The 14,786-nt window shown below is 59.5% G+C and carries 14 protein-coding genes; 9 read left to right on the forward strand and 5 right to left on the reverse strand.

Translation table 11 applies throughout. The annotated features are described in order from the left end of the window. The first annotated feature begins 107 nt into the window (after positions 1-107). The 4 genes from A3709_RS13090 (at position 108) to A3709_RS13105 (ending at position 4,016) form a co-directional block, all read left to right on the forward strand. Positions 108-1,175, forward strand: coding sequence for a phosphotransferase family protein (locus A3709_RS13090; protein ID WP_066055237.1), 1,068 nt, complete (start codon positions 108-110; stop codon positions 1,173-1,175). Positions 1,176-1,297: 122 nt separating this feature from the next. Further along, the gene (gene gshA, locus A3709_RS13095) at positions 1,298-2,878 is read left to right on the forward strand and encodes a glutamate--cysteine ligase (protein WP_066055240.1); all 1,581 of its coding nucleotides are present in this window, start codon (positions 1,298-1,300) and stop codon (positions 2,876-2,878) included. 4 nt (positions 2,879-2,882) lie between these two features. Then, positions 2,883-3,479, forward strand: coding sequence for an ACP phosphodiesterase (locus A3709_RS13100; RefSeq protein ID WP_066055243.1), 597 nt, complete (start codon positions 2,883-2,885; stop codon positions 3,477-3,479). A gap of 69 nt (positions 3,480-3,548) precedes the next feature. Then, complete coding sequence (locus tag A3709_RS13105; RefSeq protein WP_066055246.1) at positions 3,549-4,016, forward strand: Rsd/AlgQ family anti-sigma factor; 468 nt, start codon at positions 3,549-3,551, stop codon at positions 4,014-4,016. A gap of 15 nt (positions 4,017-4,031) precedes the next feature. On the opposite strand, the gene A3709_RS13110 is transcribed toward A3709_RS13105, so the two are convergent. Next, on the reverse strand, positions 4,032-4,781 hold the full coding sequence (locus tag A3709_RS13110; protein WP_066055249.1) for an FKBP-type peptidyl-prolyl cis-trans isomerase: 750 nt from the start codon (positions 4,779-4,781) through the stop codon (positions 4,032-4,034). 128 nt (positions 4,782-4,909) lie between these two features. On the opposite strand from A3709_RS13110, the gene A3709_RS13115 reads away from it, so the two are divergent. Further along, positions 4,910-6,802 (forward strand): ABC-F family ATP-binding cassette domain-containing protein, encoded by a 1,893-nt coding sequence (locus A3709_RS13115; RefSeq protein ID WP_066055254.1) that lies wholly within the window; start codon positions 4,910-4,912, stop codon positions 6,800-6,802. A 31-nt stretch (positions 6,803-6,833) separates the two neighbouring features. Here the strand turns inward: A3709_RS13115 and A3709_RS13120 are convergent, their stop codons facing one another. The 4 genes from A3709_RS13120 to A3709_RS13135 all read right to left on the reverse strand — a co-directional run bounded on the left by A3709_RS13120 (position 6,834) and on the right by A3709_RS13135 (position 10,269). After that, positions 6,834-7,088, reverse strand: coding sequence for a hypothetical protein (locus A3709_RS13120; protein ID WP_156507756.1), 255 nt, complete (start codon positions 7,086-7,088; stop codon positions 6,834-6,836). A 122-nt stretch (positions 7,089-7,210) separates the two neighbouring features. After that, entirely contained in the window at positions 7,211-7,459 is a 249-nt protein-coding gene (locus A3709_RS13125) for a GIY-YIG nuclease family protein (protein WP_231871177.1), read from the reverse strand. Then, on the reverse strand, positions 7,456-8,109 hold the full coding sequence (gene elbB / locus A3709_RS13130) for an isoprenoid biosynthesis glyoxalase ElbB (protein ID WP_066055262.1): 654 nt from the start codon (positions 8,107-8,109) through the stop codon (positions 7,456-7,458). Before elbB ends, A3709_RS13125 begins: the two co-directional genes overlap by 4 nt. 45 nt (positions 8,110-8,154) lie before the next feature. Continuing rightward, positions 8,155-10,269 carry an FAD-dependent oxidoreductase gene (locus A3709_RS13135; RefSeq protein ID WP_066055265.1) on the reverse strand — a complete coding sequence of 705 codons (2,115 nt, stop codon included), beginning with the start codon at positions 10,267-10,269 and terminating at the stop codon, positions 8,155-8,157. A 171-nt stretch (positions 10,270-10,440) separates the two neighbouring features. On the opposite strand from A3709_RS13135, the gene trxA reads away from it, so the two are divergent. The 4 genes from trxA to ubiD all read left to right on the forward strand — a co-directional run bounded on the left by trxA (position 10,441) and on the right by ubiD (position 14,778). Beyond that, the gene (gene trxA / locus A3709_RS13140; RefSeq protein WP_066055268.1) at positions 10,441-10,767 is read left to right on the forward strand and encodes a thioredoxin TrxA; all 327 of its coding nucleotides are present in this window, start codon (positions 10,441-10,443) and stop codon (positions 10,765-10,767) included. Positions 10,768-10,773: 6 nt separating this feature from the next. Continuing rightward, entirely contained in the window at positions 10,774-11,673 is a 900-nt protein-coding gene (gene ppk2 / locus A3709_RS13145) for a polyphosphate kinase 2 (protein ID WP_066055270.1), read from the forward strand. A 180-nt stretch (positions 11,674-11,853) separates the two neighbouring features. Continuing rightward, entirely contained in the window at positions 11,854-13,122 is a 1,269-nt protein-coding gene (rho, locus tag A3709_RS13150) for a transcription termination factor Rho (protein ID WP_066055275.1), read from the forward strand. A 174-nt stretch (positions 13,123-13,296) separates the two neighbouring features. Then, positions 13,297-14,778, forward strand: coding sequence for a 4-hydroxy-3-polyprenylbenzoate decarboxylase (gene ubiD, locus A3709_RS13155; protein ID WP_066055278.1), 1,482 nt, complete (start codon positions 13,297-13,299; stop codon positions 14,776-14,778). The last annotated feature ends 8 nt before the right edge of the window (positions 14,779-14,786 follow it).

Below are 14,786 nucleotides of genomic sequence, written 5' to 3' on the forward strand. Positions count from 1 at the left end.
AGCAGTTTGCCCGCCCGCCTCCTACCGTCCCATACGGGGTAGTTGGCGAGCACCACTGCCTGGGATTAGACTATACAAGCGTATAGTTAATAACGGGGAGACACTCAATGGACAGCGAACGCCCCACGCCACTGGTGGACGACATCGGCGGCACCCGTCGCAAACTGGAAGCCTGGTTCAGTGAACGCCGCGGCACCGACATTACGATTGGCGACCTGACCACCCCCGAAGGCACCGGCATGTCCAACGTAACCCTGTTGTTCGATATTGAGTGGCAAGAACACGGCGAGCGGCACACCATGCCCTGTGTCGGTCGCCTGCAGCCCGAAATTGAACGCCCGGTGTTTCCCGACTACGACCTCACGTTGCAGTATCAGGTGATGGAAAGCGTTGGCAGGCTCAGTGATGTGCCCGTACCGACACTACTAGGCCTGGAGACCGACCTCACTGTACTGGGCGTACAATTCTACGTCATGGCCCACACACCGGGACGCATTCCGCCCGACATGCCACCCTACAATATGGACGGCTGGCTCATGCACGAAGCCAACCAAGAGCAGCGCGAAACCGTGTGGTTCGCCGCCGTCGACGCCATGGCAAAATTCCACCAACTCGACTATCAAGCGTTGGGCTTCGAACACCTTGGCCAGCCAGGCGTGACCCCACTGCAGCACCAGTTAACGTACTGGCAGAACTACCACGACTGGGGCCTGGAGGGGGCACAACATGAGATTGGCCAGCGGGCGCTTAATTGGCTGCGAGCGAATCAGCCCGCGCAGGAACCCACGGTGCTGTGCTGGGGCGATGCGCGCATTGGCAACGTCATTTTCACTAAGTCCCTGGACGGCGTTGCGGCCCTGCTCGACTGGGAAATGGCCGTGCTCGGCAACCCTGTGCAGGACATCGCCTGGTACAACTTCCTCGATGCCGCCTTCGCCGAAGGGCTGGGATTGCCGCGGCTGGAGGGACTGCCATCCTACGAGGAAACCGTCAGACGCTGGGAGCAGGCATCGGGCTTCAGTGCTGAACACTACGACTACTACCTGATTTTCGCCGGCGCCCGTTTTGCGCTTATCCTCTCGCGTATCATGCTGGCGACCGGTCAGGATGGCGAGGTCCAGGGCAACTTTGTCTGCCAGCTACTGGCGCGCCATCTCGACCAAGTCGGCGCCTGAGCCGAGAAAGCAGCCTTGCGCGGGGTTCTGTACTACCCTGGCAATGAGGGCTAGAATTGGCCCACTCGAAGATCGGCGCCACCCCGATAGCACCGCTCTCTTCCCCGCACAAGGAGTTCCCGTTGTCCTCATTTTTGCAAGCGCAAGTCACCCAACTGGCGCAACCCGAGCGCAAGCAGCTACTCGGCCAGATCGGCAGGGGCATTGAGAAGGAAAGCCTGAGAGTCAGCACCTCCGGCAAGCTCTCCCAACAACCCCATCCGCAGGCACTGGGCTCGGCGCTGACCCACGGCTCGATTACCACCGACTACTCGGAAGCACTCCTGGAATTTATTACGCCCGTTAGTGCAGATATCGATCAGAGCCTTGCGCAACTGTCGGACATCCACGCCTTTACCTACCGCAATATCGACGAGGAGTTGCTCTGGTCGACGTCCATGCCTTGCGTGGTTGGCGGTGACGACAGCATTCCGGTCGCCCGCTATGGCAGCTCCAACGTCGCCCAGATGAAAACAGCCTATCGCTATGGGCTGGGGCATCGCTACGGTCGGGCCATGCAGACCATTGCCGGTATCCACTACAACTTTTCCATGCCCCATCGCTACTGGGAGCTGGAATGGGAAGCCGCGGGCAGCCCCGGCAAGCTCAAGCATTTCATTACCGAGCGCTATCTTGATCTGATACGAAATTTTCGTCGCCACGCCTGGCTATTGGTGTACCTGTACGGTGCATCACCAGCTCTTTGCCCCAGCTTCCTGCAAGGGCGCGAGCACACCCTCAAGAAAAGCGACGACGGCAACAGCCTGTATCTGCCCTATGCCACGTCGCTGCGCATGGGCGATCTCGGCTACACCAGCAACGCCCAGTCCGGCCTCAGTATTTGCTACAACTCGCTCGACAACTACGTCGAAACGCTGCGCACGGCCATTACCACTCCGCACGCGGAGTACGCCGACATTGCCCACGGTGAGAACGGCGACTATCAGCAGCTGAATGACAGCCTGCTGCAGATCGAGAACGAATTCTACAGCCCCATCCGCCCCAAGCGTGTGGCCAACTCGGGAGAAACGCCCCTGTCAGCGCTGCGCCGTGGGGGCATCCAGTACATCGAAGTGCGATGCGTCGACGTTAGCCCCTTCGCACCTCTGGGCCTGGACGCTGAACAAATCCGCTTCATGGATATTTTCCTGTTGCACTGCCTGCTGACCCCCAGCGATGCCTGCAATGAGAATGTCCAGAGAATACAGGCGGCGAACCTCACTGCCGTCGTCAATCGCGGCCGTGACCCTGAACTCATGCTCGAGGGTGATGACGGCCCCCGCGCCCTCAGTGATTGGGCCCAGGCCCTGCTGGAAGAGATGCAGCCAATTGCTGCCCTGCTCGACGACGTCCACGAGACCGTCGACTACAGCGAGTCCATGGCCACCCAACAGGCCAAGGTCGAGGACCCTGAGCTCACCCCGTCGGCACGGGTGCTGCGGGAGATGCGCGAGAAGAACCTGCCCTTCTTCCGTCTCGCCATGGCGTACAGTCAACAGTGGGCCCAGTACTTCCGGGAGCTGGAACTGGACGAAGATGCAGTGGCGCGCTTGCAGCAGGAGGCCGACGCTTCCCTGGTTCGCCAGGCGGAGATTGAGGCGACTGACGACATCAGCTTCGAACAGTACCTGCGCAACTTCTACGCCCAGTACCAACTCGTGTAGCGCCTTGAATCACCTGGCGCACTTCCACCTCGCCTGGCCTGACCGGGCGCTCGTGGTCGGCGGCCTGGAAGGGGATTACCTCAAAGGGCCATTGCCGGATGACATTGATGCAGGGCTACGCCGCGGCGTTCGCCTGCATCGCCTTGTCGACGCCTATACGGATCATCACCCCACGATTGCGGCGCTGCGCGCAAAGTTTCCGCCGGAGTTGCGTCGCTTTGCCGGAATTCTCACGGATCTTGCCTTCGACCACTACCTGACAAGACACTGGGAGACATACTCAGACTTAAGGCTCGAGGACTTCACCCAAATGACTTACCTGAGCCTGCAGGAGCACCGCTCACTGCTCAGTCCGCCAGCCCGGCGCATGGCACAGCGCATGCAGGACTACGACATTCTGAGCGCGTATGGCGACTGGCATGCAGTACCGGCCAGCGCCAGCCGCGTTGGTGAAAAGCTGCGTCGCGGCAATCCGCTGACGGCCACCGCCCCGGCCCTGGAAAAGCTCAGACCCGAGCTCGAATCTGCCTTTCTGGACTTCTACCCCAAGCTACTGGCCTATGCCGGCCAACAGCGCAGCGATTTAGCCGCCGACAACTGACCCACCTCACCGTAGTCACAGCCCCGTGGCTGTGGCAGACTTTCACTGAACATGCAAAGGATAAGTGCCATGCCCAATGCCAGCCCGGACCCCCAAGTACAATTTGCCGCAGTGGAGGAACTCCTCACCCGATGGCTGAAAGAACGCCGCGAAGTCCTGGGCAAATACACAGAGATCGCGGTCGCGATCGATGGCGTACTTGGCCCCGATGGTGTCGCCACCCGCCAGGCAGCGCTTTGCCAGATTCTGGTGGACTACGTGTCCGTCGGGCACTTCGAAGTCTTTCACGAATTGCTGGCCGAGGCCGAAAGCTTTGGCGACGGCACCAGCTCACTGGCTCAGAATGTTATGCCGGCCATTGCTGACACCACTGAGGTGATCATGGCCTACGATGAAAAATATGGGGAAAGTGTGGGTACGGAGAAGAAGCTGAAGCGCGACCTCTCCGCCCTGGGTGAAGCACTGGAAGCGCGCTTCGCCCTGGAAGACCAGCTCATTGCCGGCCTACACAACAGTCACCGGCGTCAGGCAGGCTGACGCCGGAACAACCGTTTACTCCGCAGCCGCCTGGCTGGGAATAGAAATCAGCTCAACTTCAAATACCAGCGCTGCGTTGGGACCAATCATCTGGCCTGCACCACCTGCGCCATAGCCAAGCTCTGGCGGAATGTACAGCTTGTACTTGGAGCCAACAGGCATCAACTGCAGGGCCTCAGTCCAGCCGGCAATGACCTGGCCAACACCAAAGGTTACCGTCTCGCCACGCTTGTGTGAGGAATCGAACTCAGTGCCATCCACCAGAGTACCGGTGTAGTGCACTTCAACGGTGTCCTCAGCACCAGGCATTTCGCCTTCGCCGGCTTCAATCACTTCGTACTGCAGACCAGACTCTGTCACTACCACGCCTTCACGGGCCTTGTTTTCCTCAAGGAAAGCGACCGCTGCAGCCAGGTTGGCGTCAGCCAGTGACGCCTGGGCAGCCTGCTGCTCGGCCATCATTTTTTCCTGGAAAGCCTGCATTTCGGCGGCGATTTCTTCTTCGCTCATGCGACCTTCAGCACCGCTAATACCGTCGCGGAAGCCCGCAACAAACGCCTCAACATCCAGGGGCATAGCGTCCATGGACATGCGCTTACCCAGGCCAAAGGCCATGCCGTAGCTCAGGCGGGACTCAGCACCTTCGAGGGTGACTTCCGCAGCGGGCGCAGCTGCAGCGGCACCTTCGGCGGCGGGTTCTTGTTGATTACACGCTTGCAGGCTGACCACGCCGGCCAGCGCAAGAGGCAGTGCATACTTCTTCATAGAATCATTCCGTTATTTGTTGAAAAACCGCGATCGCGATGGCGGAATACTATACTACCCGCCCCCAGCCAGTACCAGCCCCTGTGGGCTGGCAGGTAAGCGGGCACCCGCGTAGAATTCGCGGCCTTATGATCATCCTCAAAGACATCGAATTACGCCGGGGTAGCAAACTGCTCCTCGGTGACGCCTGTGCGACTATCCAGCCTGGCCAACGCCTGGCATTAATCGGCGCCAATGGCAGCGGCAAATCCAGCTTGTTCGCCATGTTGCTGGGTAAATTGCACCAGGACCAGGGCGACATTGAAGGCCTGTCCACGCTTCGCCTGGCTCATATGGCTCAGGAGGTGCACGCTACCGACCTGCCCGCCGGCGAATACGTCTGGCGCGGCGACCAACAATTGGCCGACCTGCTCGACCGCCTGGCAGCCTGCGAGGCACGCGAGGACTTCACCGCAGCGGCCCGTATCCACAGCGAACTTGAAGCTATGGACGGCTACAGTGCGGAGCGTCACACGCGGCTGCTGCTGCAAGGGCTGGGCTTTGCTGACGAGGCCTATGAGCGCCCGGTCAGCGACTTTTCCGGCGGCTGGCGTATTCGGCTGAATCTCGCCCGCGCACTGATGACACCTTCAGACCTGCTATTGCTCGACGAGCCAACCAACCATCTGGATCTCGACGCCACTATCTGGCTACAGCAGTGGCTGCAGCAGTATCCGGGCACCCTGCTGATGATTTCTCACGACCGCGATTTCATCGACGCCACCTGCGAACGCATTCTGCATATCGAGCAACAACAGTTGCAGAGCTACAAGGGCAATTACTCGCAGTTCGAGGCCCAGCGTGCAGAGCGACTGGCCAATCAACAGGCCATCTTCGAGAAACAGCAGCGCCGGATTGCCGAAATTGATGCGTTTGTCGCCCGTTTCCGCTACAAGGCGACCAAGGCTAAGCAGGCCCAGAGCCGACTCAAGGAACTGGAGCGCATGCAAACAGTCGCCCCGGCCCACGCTGACTCACCCTTTGACTTCAGCTTCCCGGTGCCCGACAAGTTCAGCGATCCCCTGTTGCGGCTGGACGAGGCCAGCCTGGGCTACGGTGACACGCGCATTCTCAACCAGGTCGAGCTGCAATTGCGCCCGGGTAGCCGCTACGGCCTGCTGGGACGCAACGGCGCGGGTAAATCCACTCTGCTCAAATCGCTGGTCGGCGAGCTTCCGCTGCTCGCGGGTGAGCGCAGCGCGGGCGAACACCTGCGCATTGGCTACTTCGATCAGCAGCAGCTCGAGGCCCTCGACATGGAGGCCAGTCCCACCCAGCATATCCAGCGACTCAGCCCGGACGTGCGCGAGCAGGAGATTCTCAACTTTCTCGGCGGCTTCAATTTCCGCGGCGACGCTGCCACCAGTGCCGTCGCTCCTTTCTCAGGAGGCGAAAAAGCCCGTCTGGCGCTGGCCATGGTCGTGTGGCAAAAGCCCAACCTGCTGGTGCTCGACGAACCCACCAACCACCTGGATCTGGAGATGCGCCACGCTATGGAAGTAGCGCTGCAGGCCTACGAGGGTGCGCTAGTTCTGGTGAGCCACGACCGCCACATGCTGCGCAACACCGTGGAAGAACTGCTGCTGGTTCACGACGGCTGTGTAGAGGAATACCGGGACGATCTGGAAGGCTACGAGAAGTGGATTCTCAAGCAGCTGCGAGACGACAAACCCGCAACCCAGGCCAGTAGCGCCAATGAGCCTAGCGCCAAAGAGAAGCGCCAGCAGGCCGCCGCCCAGCGAGAGCGACTGCGGCCTCTCAAAAAGCGACTCGACACGGTGGAGAAGGACATGGCCCGGGTTGAACGCGAACTAGAGTCGATCCAGCAACAGCTCGCGGATACCAGCCTGTATGAGGTGGCGCGCAAAGACGATTTGGCTGCACTACTGGCGCAGGAGGCCGATCTGAAACCACAGGCTGAGGCACTGGAGATGGAATGGCTGGAGCTACAGGAAGAACTGGAGCAACTTGAAGCCAGCTGAGCTCGCCTGGAGGCTGGTCTAGCGCGGCGATTCAGCTATCGCGCCCTTTCAATTTTCCCGCCTCGCTCTGGGTGCGCTTGTAGTATTTGCCCAGCGCGGTATCGACATTGGCGGCGATTAATTGGCTGCGCATTTCGGTGCCCGCCGCCCGGCGCTGAAAAAGGGGTTTTCTGTCCAACAGACGCACTAAACGCTGCTCGGCATCCAGCAGCACCCAATCTCCGACCACCATCTTTGGCATATCCTTGTGCAGCGGCACGGTCAGTTGGAGATCCTCAGTGGCCACCTGCATCTCGCTGCGGTGAAAGGCGACTACCCGTACAGGTACTGCATCCTCCCACTCATCGAGGCTCAATTGCTGTTGAAAGCGGGTCTACCAGCCCAAACCCGCCAGAGTATCCTGCCCATTCATTGTGCTATCAGCCTCAGTTTTTCCTCGCGGGAAAGCTGTTTGATCGCCGCTTCGCGCTGTGACGCAGCGCTCCGGTCAACCGCTTCGGCTGACCACACTAATTGCACCGGCCTGCGTCCCCGGGTATATTTCGGCCCGCCAGCAAGCTCTCCATTGTGTTGTCGCAGGCGCCGCTCCAGGTCGCGGGCAATGCCGGTATACAGCGTGCCGTCACTACAGGCGAGAATGTAAACCTGCCAGCTCAAGCCAGGGCGAGCACTTCTTTGACACAATCAGCGATGCCGGTATACGCCTCCGACACCTGGCCGGCCAGCATATAGGCCGGCGTCGTTACCATTTTCTTGGCGGCATCAACACGAGCCTCTGTGACCGGACAATCCAGATGCACGCCGCCCATCGCCGTAATCGCCGCCGCGGTATCGGCATCATTACCAATGGTGCACTCAGTGCCTGCACCGCAAATAGCCGCCGCCATGACCGGCGCAATGCAGATCAGCCCGATCGGCTTGTCAGCCTGCTGAAATCCCCGCGCAACGGCCAAAAAATCCTCCTGAACTGACATCTGCGCACCTTCCACCGCAAAGTCACACAGGTTCTTGGCAGCACCAAACCCGCCCGGAACCACCAGCGCATCGTAGTCAATCACATTCAGTTCGGTCAGCGGTTTGATATTGCCACGGGCAATCCGTGCCGCCTCCACCAACACATTGCGTGTCACTCCCTCCACCACTTCACCGGTGAGGTGATTAATCACATGCAACTGCTCGCGGTCGGGCGCGAAACACTGGTAGCTCGCGCCCTGCTGCTCCAGACTGAGCAGGGTCAACACTGCCTCGTTAATCTCGGCGCCGTCGTACACGCCACAGCCGGCGAGAATAACCGCTACATTTGCCATTGTTGTTTCTCCAATAGTTACCGCTTAAAAACCTTACTTTAGCAGCTAAGCACCGCGATTGAAGCGGTGATAGCGCTCCACGATATCGAGCAGTTTCTCCGGCTTGCGCGCCTTGCGCCACTCACCGGCGAGGAATTTGTTGCCCTCGGACAGCGTGGGATAAATATGAATAGTGCCGAGAATTTTGTTAAGTCCCAGGCCGTGTTTCATCGCCAGCACAAACTCGTTGATCAATTCAGCCGCATGATAGCCAACGATAGTGGCACCCAGAATACGGTCACTGCCTGGCTTGGTCAGCACTTTCACAAAGCCCTTCGCCTCGCCGTCGGCGATGGCGCGGTCGAGATCATCCAGATCGTAGCGGCTGACCTCGTAGGCAATACCCTGAGCCTGAGCATCGGCCTCATTCAGGCCCACCCGGGCAACCTCGGGGTCGATAAACGTCGCCCAGGGCACCACCGAGTAGTCGACCCGGAATTTGCGAAAGCGCCCAAACAACGCATTGACCGAGGCATACCAGGCCTGGTGGCTGGCCATATGGGTAAACAGGTAGGGGCCCGCAACATCGCCCGCAGCATAAATGGAGGGCACTCGAGTGCGCAGAAAGTCATCCACATCAAGATGACCGGCCGGATTCAGCTCAACGCCAAGCGCTTCGAGACCCAGGCCCTCGACATTGGGACTGCGGCCCACCGCCAGCAATACGGCATCGAAGGCGATGCTCTCGCCGCCTTCGAGCCGGCACACGCCTGGCGCAAACGCCTCGGGCTGTTTGCCCAGGTGAAGTGAAATACCCTCTGCGGTGAACGCAGCTTCGACCACGTCAGAGACCTCGCTGTCCTCGCGCGGCAGCAGGCGAGAGCCGCGGGTGGCGATACTCACTGATGCGCCGAGGCGGGCAAAGGCCTGAGCCAACTCACAGCCGATGGGGCCACCGCCCAGCACCAGCAGGCGTTCGGGCAACTGTTCCAGCTCCCAGACGGTATCTGAGGTCAGGTACCCCACGTCCTCAAGCCCGGGAATATCCGGCACCCGGGGCCTGCCACCGGTGGCGACGACAATGTTTCGCGCGGCAATGCGGTCGCCGTTCACCTCCACTTCCCACGGAGATACAAGCTGGGCCTCGCCCTGAACACAGTCGACACCAAGACCGGTGAAACGCTCTACCGAGTCGTGTGGTTCGATAGTCGCTATCACCGAGCGCACCCGGCTCATGACGTCTGCAAAGCGCACCTGAACGTCCATCGGCACCAGACCAAACTCGCTGGCGCGCTGGGCATAATGGGCCATGCGCGCCGAGCGAATCAGCGCTTTGCTGGGCACGCAGCCGGTGTTCAGACAATCGCCTCCCATGCGGTCGCGCTCGACCAGGGTCACCTTCGCTCGCACAGTAGCGGCAATCAGGGCCGAGACGAGCCCGGCGGACCCGGCGCCAATCACCACCATATTGGTATCGAACGACTTCGGTTTATCCCACTTGGCAAGCGCCCGGCGATTCTGCAGTGCATTGAGCGTCCACCGCGCGAGCAGCGGGAACACGCCCAACAGGGCAAAGGAAATCAGCAGCGGCGCAGACACAATGCCGGCCAGCGAATCCAGTTGCCCCAACTGGGTTCCCGCGTTCACGTAGACCGCCGTGGCCGGCAACATGCCCAGCTGCGATACCCAGTAATAACGCCAGGTGCCAATGGGTAGTAAGCCCATGGCAAGATTGATCACGAAAAACGGAAACAGCGGCACCAGGCGCAGGCCAAACAGGTAGAAGGCACCGTCTTTGGCAAACCCCTCATTCACCGGCCGCAACTGCTGCCCAAAGCGCTGCTGCACCCAGTCTCGCAGTAGCGTGCGGGAGATCAGGAAGGCAATAGTGGCACCGATGCTGCTGCCAAAAGACACCAGCACCAGGGCGTACCAGAAGCCGAACAGCGCGCCGCCCGCCAGGGTCATGACCGCAGCCCCGGGTATCGACAAGCCCGTCACGGCCACATAGAGGCCGAAGTATAGGGCGCCCGCGAGGAGCGGATTGGCCGCGTACCAGCTCCGCAGTTCACCCATTTTGCCCTGCACCCAGGACAGCTGCAGGTACTGCCCCAGATCCAGGCCGAACCAGGCTATGAATGCCGCGACAATAATGCCCAGCAACAGTTGTTTTTTATTCAAGACGCCCCCATAAAAATCGCAAGAGATAGCCAGCTGTGTTTATAACATAGGGCAATTAGAGCATTCCGAAAAACTCTGGATGCACTGCTTGTGCCGCTACGGGTGGCTGGCTATGATGACCGACGTCAAAACTACGCGGGGCCAGGCCTCGCAGATCAACCGGAGAACACAATGTCAGACCAGATCGTACACGTTACCGACGCATCCTTTGATGCCGAAGTCCTCAATTCCGATATCCCCGTGCTGGTGGATTTCTGGGCCGAATGGTGCGGTCCCTGCAAAATGATTGCGCCCGTGCTGGACGAAATCGCGGCCGAGTACGAAGGCAAGCTGAAGATTGCCAAAGTAGACGTGGACGCCAACCCGGAAATTCCGCCCAAGTTCGGCATCCGCGGCATCCCCACGCTGATCGTCTTCAAAGGCGGTAACGCTGAAGCGACCAAAGTGGGTGCCCTGTCCAAGTCACAGCTCACCGAGTTCATCCAGGAAGTGGTATAACCCGCGATGACCTCTCGCACGGCGCCTTCATCCAGACCCGCGCGCCGTGCGATCAATCCCCAGGCCATAGCGCGCGACGCGCTGCACCCCGGCCTCGCTGAGCAGCTGCTCAGCACCAAAGACATCATCGCCCACTTTGCCAGCGACCAGCACCCCTACGCTGACCGACTCCGCAAGAAGGCCTACGAATCGCATCTCCAGTTGCTGCAGATCGAATTGCTCAAGGCGCAGCGCTGGGCCATCGCCACAGAGCAGAAAATCGTTATCCTGTTTGAGGGCCGCGATGCCGCCGGCAAAGGTGGCACCATCAAGCGCTTTATCGAGCATCTCAATCCGCGTCACACCCACGTGGTCGCCCTGAACAAGCCCACCCCCGAGGAACAGGGCCAGTGGTATTTCCAGCGCTACATCCGCCACTTTCCCAGCAACGGTCATATCGCGCTGTTTGATCGCAGCTGGTACAACCGCGCCGGGGTCGAGCGGGTAATGGATTTTTGCACTCAGGAGCAGTATCAGGAATTTATGCTGCAGGCGCCTGCACTGGAACTCATGATGGTTAGCAGCGACATCCACCTGTTCAAGTTCTGGCTGACCGTTGGCCAGGAGGAGCAGCAAGCGCGGTTCAATGAACGTCGCCAGGATCCGCTGAAGCAGTGGAAGCTGTCACCTATCGACGAGGCGGCCCAAAGCCGCTGGGATGACTATACCCAGGCAAAAGAAGATATGTTTTTTTATACCGATACGGCCCACGCGCCCTGGACGATTGTGAAATCCTCAGACAAAAAACGCGCCCGCATCGCCTGCCTGCAACACTTTCTGAGCTCACTGGAATACCCGGAAAAGCGTGACGATTTGCTCCATATGGACCCGCTTATCGTCGGTCAGAGCGAATACGCAATCGGCTAAAAAACGATCTAAAATAGCTATAGACGCCCTTACCGACCCGTGCTACATTTTGTGCCTGTCGCACATTTCTGTGCAGCAATAATAACTCTGCTACTCAACTTTTTAGCTTCACCCGGCCGGCAGCAGCCGCGCGCATGTTTCTAATTCTTTTTCCTTTCACGCCTCTATTGCATCGCATTTATGAATCTTACTGATCTGAAGAACAAACCCACCCAGGAACTCATCGATATTGCCAAGGAGATGGGCATTGAAAACATGGCCCGCTCACGGAAGCAGGACATCATCTTTGCCATTCTCAAGCGACACGCCAAAAGCGGTGAAGATATCTACGGTGACGGTGTATTGGAAATTCTCCAGGACGGCTTCGGCTTCCTGCGCAGCGCTGACAGCTCTTACCTGGCTGGCCCCGACGACATTTATGTCTCGCCGAGCCAGATCCGCCGCTTCAACTTGCGCACCGGCGACAGCATTTCCGGCAAGATTCGCCCGCCGAAAGATTCCGAGCGCTACTTCGCATTGCTCAAGGTTGGCGAGGTTAACTTCAGTAAACCTGAACAATCCAAGAACAAGATCCTGTTCGAAAACCTGACGCCGCTGTTCCCGGATGAGCGCCTGACTCTTGAAAAGGGCAACGGCAGCTCCGAGGACCTCACCGGCCGCATCATCGACCTGGTGGCCCCGATTGGTAAAGGCCAGCGTGGCCTGTTAGTAGCACCGCCCAAGGCCGGTAAAACCATCATGATGCAGAACATCGCCCAGGCGATTATCAGCAACAACCCTGAGTGCTACATCATCGTACTGCTGATCGACGAGCGTCCCGAAGAAGTGACAGAGATGCAGCGCTCTGTCGGTGCCCGCGGTGCCGAGGTCGTTGCGTCGACCTTCGACGAGCCACCCTCGCGCCACGTGCAGGTGGCGGATATGGTTATCGAAAAGGCCAAGCGCCTGGTGGAGCACAAGCGTGACGTGGTGATCCTGCTCGACTCCATCACCCGTCTGGCACGCGCGTACAACACGGTTATCCCCTCGTCCGGCAAGGTACTGACCGGTGGTGTAGACGCCCACGCCCTGGAACGCCCCAAGCGCTTCTTTGGCGCCGCGCGGAACATCGAGGAAGGCGGCAGCCTGTCCATCATCGCTACCGCCCTGATCAATACCGGCTCCAAAATGGACGAGGTGATTTACGAGGAGTTCAAGGGCACTGGTAACATGGAACTGCATCTGGATCGCAAGGTGGCTGAAAAGCGCGTGTATCCCGCAATCAACATCCGCTCTTCCGGCACTCGCCGCGAAGAACTGCTGACCGGCGATGAAGAACTGCAGCGCATGTGGATCCTGCGCAAGCTGCTGCACGGCATGGAAGATCTGCCCGCGGTGGAATTCCTGATCGACAAGCTCAAGGACACCAAGACCAACGACGAGTTCTTCCTGTCCATGAAGCGCAAGTGACGTTGCCCACGGCAATGTCTTCCCTGCGAAGGCAGGGATCCAGGGGTTCTGCAGTCATAGATCATCTCGAACCCGACAATTAATCAAAGAGCCGGTTCAATTCCCGATGAATACTTGTTCTTTGTCCAAAAGGCCACTGAATTCCCGCCTGCGCGGGAATGACGGGGAGCAGCAATGAAATACAAAGACCTCCGCGACTTTATTGCCGAGCTTGAACAGCGCGGCGAGCTGGTGCGCATTACCGCGGAGGTCGACCCTAATCTTGAGATGACGGAAATCGCCGACCGCACCCTGCGGGCCGGCGGTCCGGCGCTGCTGTTCGAAAATCCCAAGGGGTTCGACACACCGGTGCTGGCCAACCTGTTCGGCACCGAGCAGCGGGTGGCACTGGGCATGGGTGGAGAGAATGTCACCGCCCTGCGCGAGATCGGGGAGCTACTGGCCTATCTACGCCAACCGGACCCCCCCAAAGGCTTTCGAGACCTGGCCGACAAGGCCCCTGTGCTCAAAAAAGTCCTCAACATGGGCCCGAAGATTGTCCGCAACCCACCCTGCCAGTATCACGCCAAGCAGGGCGACGAAGTCGATCTGTATCAACTGCCGATCCAGACCTGCTGGCCCGGCGATGCGGGCCCGCTGGTCACCTGGCCGCTGGTGATTACCCGCGGTCCCGATAAGGAACGCCAGAATCTCGGCATTTACCGCATGCAGTTGATCGGCAAAAACAAGCTGATCATGCGCTGGCTCTCGCACCGCGGTGGCGCTCTGGACTATCGCGAATGGCAATTGAAGCACCCGGGCAAACGCTACCCTGTGGCGATTGCCCTGGGCGCAGATCCGGCCACGACGCTGGGAGCGGTAACGCCTATTCCTGACCCGGTGTCTGAGTACGCTTTCGCCGGCCTGCTGCGCGGTTCCAAAACCGAGCTAGCAGAGTGCTTCACACCACTATGCAGGGAACACGGCCTGCAGGTACCCGCTAGCGCAGAGTACATACTCGAAGGCTATCTGGAACCCGGAGAAGAGGCCGACGAGGGCCCCTTTGGCGATCACACCGGCTACTATAACGAAGTCGAGCGCTTCCCGGTGTTTACCGTTGAGGCGATTACGCACCGCGAAGATCCCATATACCACAGTACCTACACTGGCAGACCGCCCGATGAACCGGCCGTACTCGGCGTCGCCCTGAACGAAGTCTTCGTGCCGCTGCTGCAGAAGCAGTTTCCCGAGATCGTGGATTTCTACCTGCCGCCCGAGGGCTGCTCCTATCGGATGGCCGTCGTCACCATGCGCAAGGAATATCCCGGCCACGCCAAACGGATCATGCTCGGCGTGTGGTCATTCCTGCGCCAGTTCATGTACACCAAGTTTGTCATCGTCACCGATGAAGACGTGAATGCCCGCGACTGGAAAGACGTGATCTGGGCCATGACCACGCGCATGGACCCGCAGCGCGACAGCGTATTCATCGAGAACACCCCCATCGACTATCTGGATTTCGCGTCACCTGTGGCTGGCCTTGGCTCCAAGGTGGGCTTTGATGCGACCAACAAGTGGCCAGGAGAAACCGACCGCGAATGGGGTGAGCCGATTGCCATGGACCAGGCCGTGAAAGACCGGGTCGACGAGCTATGGGACGAGCTGGGCATCTCCTGACCGCCCCA

The sequence above is a fragment of the Halioglobus sp. HI00S01 genome, assembly GCF_001635445.1.
Lineage (GTDB): Bacteria > Pseudomonadota > Gammaproteobacteria > Pseudomonadales > Halieaceae > Halioglobus > Halioglobus japonicus.

Bases quoted from the DNA above. Each gene is read 5' to 3' on its own strand.
- A3709_RS13090 (WP_066055237.1), top strand. From the start codon at position 108: ATGGACAGCGAACGCCCCACGCCACTGGTGGACGACATCGGCGGCACC.
- A3709_RS13105 (WP_066055246.1), top strand. From the start codon at position 3,549: ATGCCCAATGCCAGCCCGGACCCCCAAGTACAATTTGCCGCAGTGGAG.
- A3709_RS13110 (WP_066055249.1), bottom strand. From the start codon at position 4,781: ATGAAGAAGTATGCACTGCCTCTTGCGCTGGCCGGCGTGGTCAGCCTG.
- A3709_RS13115 (WP_066055254.1), top strand. From the start codon at position 4,910: ATGATCATCCTCAAAGACATCGAATTACGCCGGGGTAGCAAACTGCTC.
- elbB (WP_066055262.1), bottom strand. From the start codon at position 8,109: ATGGCAAATGTAGCGGTTATTCTCGCCGGCTGTGGCGTGTACGACGGC.
- trxA (WP_066055268.1), top strand. From the start codon at position 10,441: ATGTCAGACCAGATCGTACACGTTACCGACGCATCCTTTGATGCCGAA.
- ppk2 (WP_066055270.1), top strand. From the start codon at position 10,774: ATGACCTCTCGCACGGCGCCTTCATCCAGACCCGCGCGCCGTGCGATC.
- rho (WP_066055275.1), top strand. From the start codon at position 11,854: ATGAATCTTACTGATCTGAAGAACAAACCCACCCAGGAACTCATCGAT.
- ubiD (WP_066055278.1), top strand. From the start codon at position 13,297: ATGAAATACAAAGACCTCCGCGACTTTATTGCCGAGCTTGAACAGCGC.